Raw genomic sequence first — 9,417 nt, 5'->3', positions numbered from 1 at the left:
GGGGCTGATAAAGGAACACCGATAAAGGTGTCATACGCCGTTGATAACACTTGTCCTCGAACACCTAACACGCTTCCAGCAAGATGATGTCCCAGTAGTTGAGTAGAACTTCGCCCCCAGACATCCCCATAATCCAGCCCCAAATAGAGTTGTTGAGCGGTAATGGGCGTCGACCAACTCCATTCAGTGCGTACCAATCTTCCTTTATCCGCACTGAGCGAGCGCTCACCATCGAAGCCGCGGACAGTCCAACGACCGCCAATCGAAAATTGTTCGGGGGGCGTTAAGCGCGAAGAGGTAAATTGCTGCTGATAAAGCAAGTTATAACGAAACTGCTGTGTGCCGATCGTAAAAGGGAGTGTTAGGTCGGCGGTGATTTGAACGATATGGCTCAACGCTGTCGCCTCACCAAATGTCTCCTCTCCTGCTGGCAATGCTCCAAACCAGCGGGTGCCTTGCTGGTAGCGAGCAACGAGATCCACGGTAGCCGTTTTAAGGTAGTGTTGATGATGAAGGGTCGCTTTCCACGATGTGGTTTTTCGATGCTGATTGTCGATGGCGGTATCATCAATAAAATTCTTTGACTGACGCATCGACACTTCGCCAGTCAGTCGCGTTTTATGCTGTGTCCCTCGATGAATAATACGACCGAGTTGTAATGCAAGCTGTTGGCTTTGCCCACGATAACGGTAGTCAGTATATGCACCGGCTATTGTCTGATAGTAATCGTTATAACTGCCTGTCAGGCCGGCCTGCCAGTAACCATAAGGTAGCGTGTACTGTCCGGTGTAGTTATGCGTCCCTTTGCCGCCGCGGGCTAATAAGGCTTTACCCGCGTTAAGATACAGACTGTCACTGAACTTCAGAGGGTTATCAAGATAGAGCGTCGCCCCGGCTTGGTAGCGACCAGTGCTGCGGGTGCCTGAATCATCGACAGAAAGCCCGAGTCGCCATTTTCGTGATTGCTGCCAATTGACGACAATATCACTCTCCCCAGGTTGGTCAGCGGCTACAATCTCCATGCTTGCCTGAGTGGTTGGCAAGCGTTGCAAATTTTCCAAGCCTTGCTCCAGATCGCGCAAATCCACTAACGCCCCAGATTGTCCTGGAAAGGCAGTCGAGAGAAAAATACCCTGATGGGAATGAGGAGCCATCTTCAGCTGCCTAATTTTACCCGGTACGAACGTGAGGCGAAGCACCCCCTGGGTCAGATCTTGCTCTGGGGCCAGTACCCGCGTTGTTACATAACCCTGATCCACCAGCCGGTTTTGTAAGCGATGCATTAATAGGTTAATCCCTTGGCTTCCCAAGCACTGCCCCGCTGCGGTATTGGCGATACGTTGAAGTTGAAGCCATCGTGGGAATGCATCGCCCCCAGAGAGCGTGATGGTTGTTAGTGGGAAACAAGGATTTTCTTGAGGAAACCCTTGTTGCTGCGCAGAGTGATTAGGGAGTGATAAGCGAATAGTCGGTTCCGGTAATGCGAGACGTTGTTCCAGTGCTCGTTGCTGGTTTTGCTGATGAATAAGCGCCTGATCACTTTCTGGCAGAGAAGGCGCCTGTATTTGTTGACCGATCAGCAGAGATCCACGATCGAGGGAAGAGGTTGAGGCCTCACTCTGTGCCGTTAATGAGAGTGGCCATAGCGCCAGTAACAGCCGACGTCGAGGATAAGATAAGTTGTATACCACAAGAGTCCCTTTCATATTGAGCGCGTAACGATCCTGTTACACGTTGGTGCGAGCACTGATTAAATTTCATTCACAACACTAGCAATCGAATATGGGCCAAATACAGTACTATTTCAGAAAATTGAGTGATTTCACGCAATTCTTTGCGTTATATCACAAGAATATCCAAGAAAAATCCTAGCCGATTTCAGATATTCCATAAAAAGTGATTCAGGTAATAACCTTATAATAAGGTAAGTTATTAATCATTAATTCTGGAATAATAGAAATTAAATAAAAAATATAACGTTTTATCACCCTAGCCTGTTAATAAATTTTATTTATATCTATCAGAGAATATTGTGGTGAATTATTTATTTAAGGGAGATGGCGTGACTATTGGTGAAATACCCACAATAACGATAATAAAAAATAGCGACGCAATATCGCTATTTTTATAGTAATTAGAGTAGTTCTATTAATGACGCTAAATATTCGCCATAGCGTGTTTTAGCCAGGCGCTGGCTTTGCGCGAGAACCTGTTCGCGCGTTAACCAACCCTGGCGGTAAGCGATTTCTTCCAAGCAGGCAACCTTGAAACCTTGGCGCTCTTCAATAGTGTGAATAAATTGCGAAGCGTCCAATAAACTTTCATGCGTACCGGTATCTAACCATGCAAAACCCCGTCCTAACCGTTCGACATTGAGCTGCCCCTGCTCAAGATACATTTGATTAATCGCGGTAATTTCGAGTTCACCTCGTGCCGACGGTTTTACTCGCTTCGCCATTTCGGTAACTTGATGATCATAAAAATAGAGACCGGTGACCGCCCAGTTGGAACGAGGAACCGGAGGTTTCTCTTCTAATGATAGCGCTTTAAACTGGTGATCGAACTCCACGACCCCATACCGTTCAGGATCACGAACTTGATAGCCAAAGACGGTGGCCCCGGCTAAATTCTCTGCCACTGAGACTAATTTACTGCCAAAACCCTGCCCAAAGAAGACATTATCGCCTAACACAAGCGCACAGTTTTCCCCAGCAATAAAGGTTTCACCAATAAGAAAGGCTTGTGCGAGTCCTTCAGGCTTTGGCTGTACTGCGTAACTTAATCGTAGACCAAATTGCTGGCCATCGCCCAACAGCCGCTGAAAAGATGCGACGTCTTCCGGTGTGGTGATAATCAGAATGTCACGGATACCAGCGATCATTAAGACCGACAGTGGGTAGTAGATCATCGGTTTATCGTAAACCGGTAATAACTGCTTGGAGATCCCTTGAGTAATCGGGTAGAGACGGGTACCTGATCCTCCTGCTAGCACAATGCCTTTCATATTATTGATCGCCTTTAAGGGAACTAGAAGCGGTAGCGTAGCTGCCATCAAGAACCGCTTGCCACCACGTTGGATTATCTAAGTACCACTCTACCGTCTTACGAAGCCCCGACTCAAAAGTCTCAAGCGGCCGCCAGTTCAGCTGCTGCGCGATTTTGCTTGCATCAATGGCATAGCGTTTATCATGCCCCGGTCGGTCAGCCACAAATGTAATCAGTTGCGAATAGCTGTCCAGTCCCTGTGGCTTGTTATCGAATCGTTCGTCTAACAGTCGGCAAATTGCGTGAACAACATCAATATTGCGCTGTTCATTATGCCCGCCAATATTATAAGTTTCACCGACGTGCCCTTCAAATGCGACGCAAAGTAGCGCCCTCGCATGATCCGCAACATATAGCCAATCACGGATCTGCTCTCCCTGTCCATAAATCGGTAAGGGTTTACCCTGTAAGGCATTGAGAATAACAAGGGGAATGAGTTTTTCCGGAAATTGATAAGGCCCATAATTATTTGAGCAATTAGTGATAATAATCGGTAGCTGATAGGTACGACAAGATGGTCACTCGCGGCTTTAGATGCCGAGTAAGGACTACTTGGCGCGTAAGGCGTCTCCTCCGTAAAATAGCCGTCACTTTGCGCTAAATCGCCAAAGACTTCGTCAGTAGAAATATGATGGAAACGAAAAGCGGCTTGCTTGATAGGTGACAGTTGTTGGTAATAAGTGCGCGTCGCTTCGAGTAACTGAAAAGTGCCGATAATATTCGATTCGATAAAATTATCAGGCCCGGAAATAGAGCGATCGACATGACTCTCTGCCGCAAGATGCATAATAATTTGCGGCTGAAAATCCGTCAGTAACGCGTGAATAGCTTGCCGATCACAGACTGATGTATGACTAAAACGGTAACGGGGATGCAGTGCAACATCGCTCAATGAATGGAGATTGCCAGCATAACTTAAGGCATCGATGACAAGAACATCATGTTCTGTCTGTGTAATGATTTGTCTTACAACTTCGGAACCAATAAAACCTGCTCCACCAGTAACCACTATCTTCATTTTTCTTCCCTGTGATGGGCCTCATTCGTTAACAGCGATCATTGTACCCCACAAAAGAAAAAAGGCTGACCCGCGTCAGCCTCTTTTTTCTGGCGAAAACTAATCGCTACCGAACAAATCGCGGGTATATACCTTTTCCCGTACATCTTGCAACTCGTCCACCAGACGGTTAGCGATAATCACATCGCACTCTTGCTTTAGCTGCTGCAAGTCATGGGTCACTGGCGAGTTAAAGAATGTCGGTTCATGCAGCACTGGCTCATAAACCATGACCTCAATACCTTTCGCTTTTAACCGTTTCATAATGCCTTGAATCGCCGATGCCCGGAAGTTGTCTGAGCCTGCCTTCATCACTAAGCGATAAATACCCACGCGCTTGGGTTGTTTTTTAAGAATGCTTTCGGCAATAAAATCTTTACGAGTACGGTTAGCATCCACAATGGCAGTAATAATATTATTAGGTACCTGCTCATAGTTAGCACGCAGCTGTTTCGTATCTTTCGGTAAGCAATACCCGCCATAACCAAACGAAGGATTATTGTAATGATGCCCGATACGTGGGTCATGGCTGACCCCCTCAATAATTTGTCGTGCATCCAATCCATGATGCTCAGCGTAGCTGTCTAACTCATTAAAGTAGGCAATCCGTAATGCTAAGTAAGTGTTAGCAAACAGCTTAATGGCTTCGGCTTCGGTGTCCCTCATCAGTAATACCGGTATTTGCTGTGAAATAGCGCCTTCTTGAAGTAACTGGGCAAATTTTTCGGCAAGCGGAAATTCCCCACCAACAACAATACGCGATGGATGCAAATTATCCTCTAAAGCACGGCCTTCACGTAAAAACTCAGGAGAAAATAAAATATTTTCAGTGTGTAATCTTTTTTTTAATTGACGCGTAAAACCGACAGGTACTGTTGATTTTATTACGATGACTGCGCGTTTATTGATCAATCTAACTTTAGTAGCGACTTGTTCGACAGTTCGCGTATCAAAAGAATTATCTTGAGGATTATAATCGGTAGGCGTTGCAATGATTACCCATTCTGCAGAGCATAAAGCCGTTGTTTCATCAGTCGTTGCAACTAGGTTCAAGCGCTTGTCGGTCAAAAATCGGGGTATCTCTGTATCCAAAATAGGAGAGATTCGGCAATTCACTTGCGCTACCCGCTCTTTATCCAGATCAAAAAATGTTACAGCGTGATTCTGGGCGAGTAAAATACCATTCGCAAGTCCCACATAGCCTATACCGACAACGGTAATTTTCATAACATGCACATCCCTGGCAAGTGTTTAAAATAAGAATCTATATCGACACTATTAACTTAAACCACGCCTCATTATGCAAGGAGTAAATGATTATAATATACTGATTATTAAATAATTTTAATATATTATTGACTTTTTATCAGTGCATATAGGATGTAAAAATTCAGTTTTCTACACTGCCAGTCATTATCTTATTATGCATACCAGAAATATCTGTATTTCGTTGACTGCTATCTACGATTAGCGGAGCACCATCTATACTACTTTATAGTGCCTTTTCCTTTGGAGAATAACGATGAAAAAAATCGCCCTATTAGTTTCAGCTTTAACCCTCTCTTTTGGTGCTCTTGCTGCGACCCAAGCGAGTGAAGAAGCCCTGGCTACCGCGCATAAAAAGGCCGATACCGCCAAAGAGAAATTACATGCCGAACAAAATATCGGTGCTCAACAAAAACTGAAAGCAAAACATGCCGCTGAAGGTAAAGCGAATAGCACCAGCAGTAAAATTTCGGAAGGCTCACAAAAAGCCTGGCACAGCACAAAGCAAGGGGTAGAAAAAGGCTGGGATAAAACCAAGGAAGGCGCAGAGGATTTAAAAGACGATATTTCACCATAGTCAATACGACGGGCCTGTCGTAAGAGAGGCCCGCTATTTTACAGATCGAGAACTAAAACGTCACTGTGGCTGCGTGAACAGCATAAAGCAATCTGTTGACGAGCCGCCGTTTTCTCCTCCTCGCTTTGCACGGTATCACGGTGATCCACCACTCCAGCAGTGACCCCCGTTAAACAGGCGCCACACATTCCCATTTCACAAGAAAGTGGTACAGATACCCCCTGCTCAATCAATACTTCGGCAATAGTTTGCGAGGGCGCTACCGGCCACTGTTGCCCGGTAGATGCCAAGGTAATCATAAAACTGCCATTATCCCCTGACTGCTCGGTCAACGCCGCGGGTTTAAACGCCTCCGTGTAGATAGCTTGCGCTGGCCAACCGTAAGCTAATGCGACCGCCTGTTGATGTTGCATAAATCCTTCAGGCCCACACAGGTAGATCAAAGTATCGTCCTGTGGCTCAGTTACGTCAGCCGCGATATGTTGTCGTGGGCTATTCCCCTTATCACTGTACCAAAGGTGACAGCGGCCATAATGCCAATCGCCACTGAGCGCCTGACGATAAGCGGCTTGCTCTGCGCGACGGCAGTAATAGTGCAACGTAAAAGCAATACCTTGTTTTTCGAGTTGTAGCGCCATCGCATAAAGAGGCGTAATACCAATGCCTGCGGCAATCAGCACAACGCGTTTTGCAGGCTGCAACGCGAAAAGGTTACGGGGTGGCGAAATCGTTAGGCGATCGCCGGGCCGTAATTGTTGGTGAATGTAGCGTGATCCGCCGCGTGAGGCGGCGTCTAAGGCGACACAAATATGGTAACGATGACGATCCTCATCAGAGCCTGTTAATGAATATTGGCGAATTAATCCCGGTGCAAGGTGTACATCAATATGCGCACCGGCTTGCCATTCGGGCAATGGCTCCCCAGGTGTGGGCCGTTGCAAGCTAACCGCTAGATTCCCCGTCCCTTGGAGGCAGAGACTTTCGACAATCACCGATAACTGTTCCATAAACGCCCTCACACCAAAAAGAAATCACCAAAACCCATCTTCTTCAGTCCACGTCGATAAGCAATTGAACTGCGATCAGCAGGAATATGCGCTTCTAGACTGAGATCAAGCGGTAAACGTTCCGGCATTTGCGTTTCAACCATCAAGCGGTCTTCTTCAAAGACCCGCTGGTTAAAGGCATAAACCTCTTCAACCGGAATATCTAAATCGAAGTTACGGGCGATGGGAGCAAACATCCGCGTTTTCCGGGCAGAGACAGGAGAGGCGGCATTCATAATGACCAAACGTGCTTCCCCCGGAAAATGAATCGTTAAGGTAGCGGTAAAAGGTAGGTGCATTTCAAAGTGACGCAGCCATTTAAACCCTTCCGGCGCACGAAATTCGCTACTGGCTGGATAATTACCGACGGTGCTCCAGTAATCAGCCTCGAAACCATAATCACGCTCTACCGCTTGATAATCGGGAACCTGTTGATTTGACGCATCTGCAAAGGTATCGGTATGGATCCAAGCAAAGTGCGCCACATCGAGAAAACCTTCGACTTGCCGACCGGCAAAGCCATTGACCTCAAAGCCCGGGCAGTTAATTTGTTGGAACCCTTCGCTTTCCCAATGTGGCATGGTGGGTAAGGCGGCGGGCTTTTGTGCATCGGGTGCTAAGCAGACCCAAATCAACCCGTAACGTTCTTCAACCGCATAGGTCGAAAGGTTAAGTTTCGCGGGAATCGGTTGATCAGGACTCGACGGAATACGATTACATTTTCCCCCTTCCCCAAAGCGCAGACCATGATACGGGCAGACAATCCCCGCTTCATCATGGAACCCTAAAGTCAGTGGAACTCCCCGATGTGGACAAACATCGCGGGCTGCCACAACTTGACCGGCAATACGGTATAACACCAATTGCTCATCCAGTAATACCGCTTTAACGGGGGCACCACTGATATCCATCGACCGGGCAACCGGGTGCCATTGGGCCGCGAGCTTTAACCAATCATCAGGCTCGAAGGTGCAGTGGGCAGGAGGGGTAACGTTGCTCATAATAAATTCCTTACAGATCACATAAACACTGTTTTTCTTATAGCGTTAGTGATAAACCTTTTAGCTGTTCTCATCCATCATTAAGAATTCAGTATTGTGTTGCATAAAAGAGTACACACCGATTATGAGCCCATTTTCTCGCTTCGCGATTTACTATGTGGCGGTTGTTCGCTGTGGCAGTTTACGTAAAGCTGCGGAACAACTGCATATTTCGGCTTCGGCCATTAACCGCCAAATCCTACAGGCCGAGGCAGATTTCGGTACGCCGCTCTTTGAGCGCTTAGCCGACGGACTGCGTATGACCACCGCCGGCGAGTTGCTGTATGCAGACTTATTGCGTTGGCAACGGGAATTTGACGTTACAAAACAGCGCTTTGATGAAATTCAGGGGCTACAACGGGGCGTAGTAAAAATTGGACTAGTACAAGCGTTAAATCAGGGCATCATTGCTGACTGTTTAGCGCAATTAGCCGTCGACTACCCGGCTCTTAGACTGGAAATTACCAGCGATTCGAGTCACGGTCTGGCGTATCAGTTACGTGATGCAGAGATTGATGTCGCGCTATTGTTAGACCCAGGGGAAGTCAGGGGGGTAGAGGTGCGTGCCTTTTGTGAAATGGAGATGGGAATCGTATTGCCCAATCAGCACCCACTTAGTGGGCAGTCGACTCTACGCTTAACCGATGTTTACAGTGAACGGCAAATTATTGCCGGAGAGAACTTAGTGGTGCATAGCCGAGTCATGGCGCTCTACCAACGCAGTCAAATTATCCCTGATAACCCAATTATCTGTAACGATATTCCCTTAATTCGCCATCTTGTCAAACAACAGGGGGGGATTAGTCTACTCAGTCGCCTTGATGTGTTACATGCCCTGACCCATCGCGAACTCTGTTTTATTCCACTGAGCGATAAAAGCGTCAAACCGTTAACATTAGCCTTAAGCGTTTCACCCGCCCGACAGTTATCCAAAGCGGCACAGCAGGTAATTATGCGGTTAAGTGCCGTGATTGAGACGATGAAGGCGTAAAGTGTGGGGCATGGCTCAGTAAGGTTAGGCCATTAACCAACACGCTAGTACCATTTTTCTCACATAAAGTAAGACGAAATAGCAGCGAGATCTATTCGTTCTCAAAGGTGGAAAGTTCCAAAATAGTAGGGGGCAGCATAGAGCATTCTTGGTCAGAAATTATCGTGTTAACAATAAAACGTTTAGCCGCTTGCTTCGCCCGCTGCGAGGTCACCGTAATAAATAAGGTTTGACTGTAGAGATCGCCAAAATCGGTTAAGGTAGAAAGGTTCTCGCTACCCGTTAATCGAGTTTGCGCCATTAGCGTGACCTGAGGGAGGGTAATCCCCCCATTTTTAACGGAGGCGATAAGTAGAATCAGTTAACACGTTGAATATGCTGCATTGGTGTGAAGC

At 46.9% G+C, this 9,417-nt stretch carries 8 protein-coding genes and 1 pseudogene; 2 read left to right on the top strand and 7 right to left on the bottom strand.

What is annotated here, in order from left to right; genetic code table 11:
- From HGT73_RS14335 to HGT73_RS14320, 4 genes and pseudogenes are all read right to left on the bottom strand, one after another.
- Window positions 1–1,706 (bottom strand): ShlB/FhaC/HecB family hemolysin secretion/activation protein (locus tag HGT73_RS14335; protein ID WP_214215939.1); only part of this gene is annotated, 1,706 nt, incomplete at its 3' end.
- A 428-nt stretch (window positions 1,707–2,134) separates the two neighbouring features.
- Entirely contained in the window at window positions 2,135–3,004 is an 870-nt protein-coding gene (gene rfbA / locus HGT73_RS14330; RefSeq protein ID WP_214215938.1) for a glucose-1-phosphate thymidylyltransferase RfbA, read from the bottom strand.
- A 1-nt stretch (window position 3,005) separates the two neighbouring features.
- A pseudogene (gene rfbB, locus HGT73_RS14325) lies at window positions 3,006–4,063 on the bottom strand (dTDP-glucose 4,6-dehydratase).
- A 99-nt stretch (window positions 4,064–4,162) separates the two neighbouring features.
- A complete protein-coding gene (locus HGT73_RS14320; protein WP_214215937.1) occupies window positions 4,163–5,329 on the bottom strand; it encodes a nucleotide sugar dehydrogenase in 1,167 nt (388 codons plus the stop codon).
- 295 nt (window positions 5,330–5,624) lie between these two features.
- Between HGT73_RS14320 and HGT73_RS14315 the strand changes: the two genes are divergently transcribed.
- The gene (locus tag HGT73_RS14315) at window positions 5,625–5,945 is read left to right on the top strand and encodes a hypothetical protein (protein ID WP_214215936.1); all 321 of its coding nucleotides are present in this window, start codon (window positions 5,625–5,627) and stop codon (window positions 5,943–5,945) included.
- Between the two features lie 38 nt (window positions 5,946–5,983).
- Here HGT73_RS14315 and HGT73_RS14310 read toward each other — a convergent pair whose 3' ends face one another.
- A complete protein-coding gene (locus tag HGT73_RS14310; protein ID WP_214215935.1) occupies window positions 5,984–6,952 on the bottom strand; it encodes a PDR/VanB family oxidoreductase in 969 nt (322 codons plus the stop codon).
- A gap of 8 nt (window positions 6,953–6,960) precedes the next feature.
- On the bottom strand, window positions 6,961–7,992 hold the full coding sequence (gene hpxD / locus HGT73_RS14305) for a molybdenum cofactor-independent xanthine hydroxylase subunit HpxD (protein ID WP_214215934.1): 1,032 nt from the start codon (window positions 7,990–7,992) through the stop codon (window positions 6,961–6,963).
- A 124-nt stretch (window positions 7,993–8,116) separates the two neighbouring features.
- Here hpxD and HGT73_RS14300 point away from each other — a divergent pair, with 124 nt between their 5' ends.
- On the top strand, window positions 8,117–9,022 hold the full coding sequence (locus HGT73_RS14300) for a LysR family transcriptional regulator (protein ID WP_214215933.1): 906 nt from the start codon (window positions 8,117–8,119) through the stop codon (window positions 9,020–9,022).
- Between the two features lie 91 nt (window positions 9,023–9,113).
- Here HGT73_RS14300 and HGT73_RS14295 read toward each other — a convergent pair whose 3' ends face one another.
- The gene (locus tag HGT73_RS14295; RefSeq protein WP_214215932.1) at window positions 9,114–9,323 is read right to left on the bottom strand and encodes a hypothetical protein; all 210 of its coding nucleotides are present in this window, start codon (window positions 9,321–9,323) and stop codon (window positions 9,114–9,116) included.
- Between the last annotated feature and the right edge of the window lie 94 nt (window positions 9,324–9,417).

The organism is Rosenbergiella australiborealis, assembly GCF_018494035.1.
Classification (GTDB): domain Bacteria; phylum Pseudomonadota; class Gammaproteobacteria; order Enterobacterales; family Enterobacteriaceae; genus Rosenbergiella; species Rosenbergiella australiborealis.
Note: the sequence above shows the minus strand (reverse complement) of the source record. Positions and strands in the feature narration are given on the sequence as shown.

What these genes read in the sequence shown, in the direction of transcription:
- HGT73_RS14300 (WP_214215933.1), top strand. Translation starts at nt 8,117, where the DNA reads ATGAGCCCATTTTCTCGCTTCGCGATTTACTATGTGGCGGTTGTTCGC.
- HGT73_RS14295 (WP_214215932.1), bottom strand. Translation starts at nt 9,323, where the DNA reads ATGGCGCAAACTCGATTAACGGGTAGCGAGAACCTTTCTACCTTAACC.
- HGT73_RS14320 (WP_214215937.1), bottom strand. Translation starts at nt 5,329, where the DNA reads ATGAAAATTACCGTTGTCGGTATAGGCTATGTGGGACTTGCGAATGGT.
- rfbA (WP_214215938.1), bottom strand. Translation starts at nt 3,004, where the DNA reads ATGAAAGGCATTGTGCTAGCAGGAGGATCAGGTACCCGTCTCTACCCG.
- HGT73_RS14310 (WP_214215935.1), bottom strand. Translation starts at nt 6,952, where the DNA reads ATGGAACAGTTATCGGTGATTGTCGAAAGTCTCTGCCTCCAAGGGACG.
- HGT73_RS14315 (WP_214215936.1), top strand. Translation starts at nt 5,625, where the DNA reads ATGAAAAAAATCGCCCTATTAGTTTCAGCTTTAACCCTCTCTTTTGGT.
- hpxD (WP_214215934.1), bottom strand. Translation starts at nt 7,992, where the DNA reads ATGAGCAACGTTACCCCTCCTGCCCACTGCACCTTCGAGCCTGATGAT.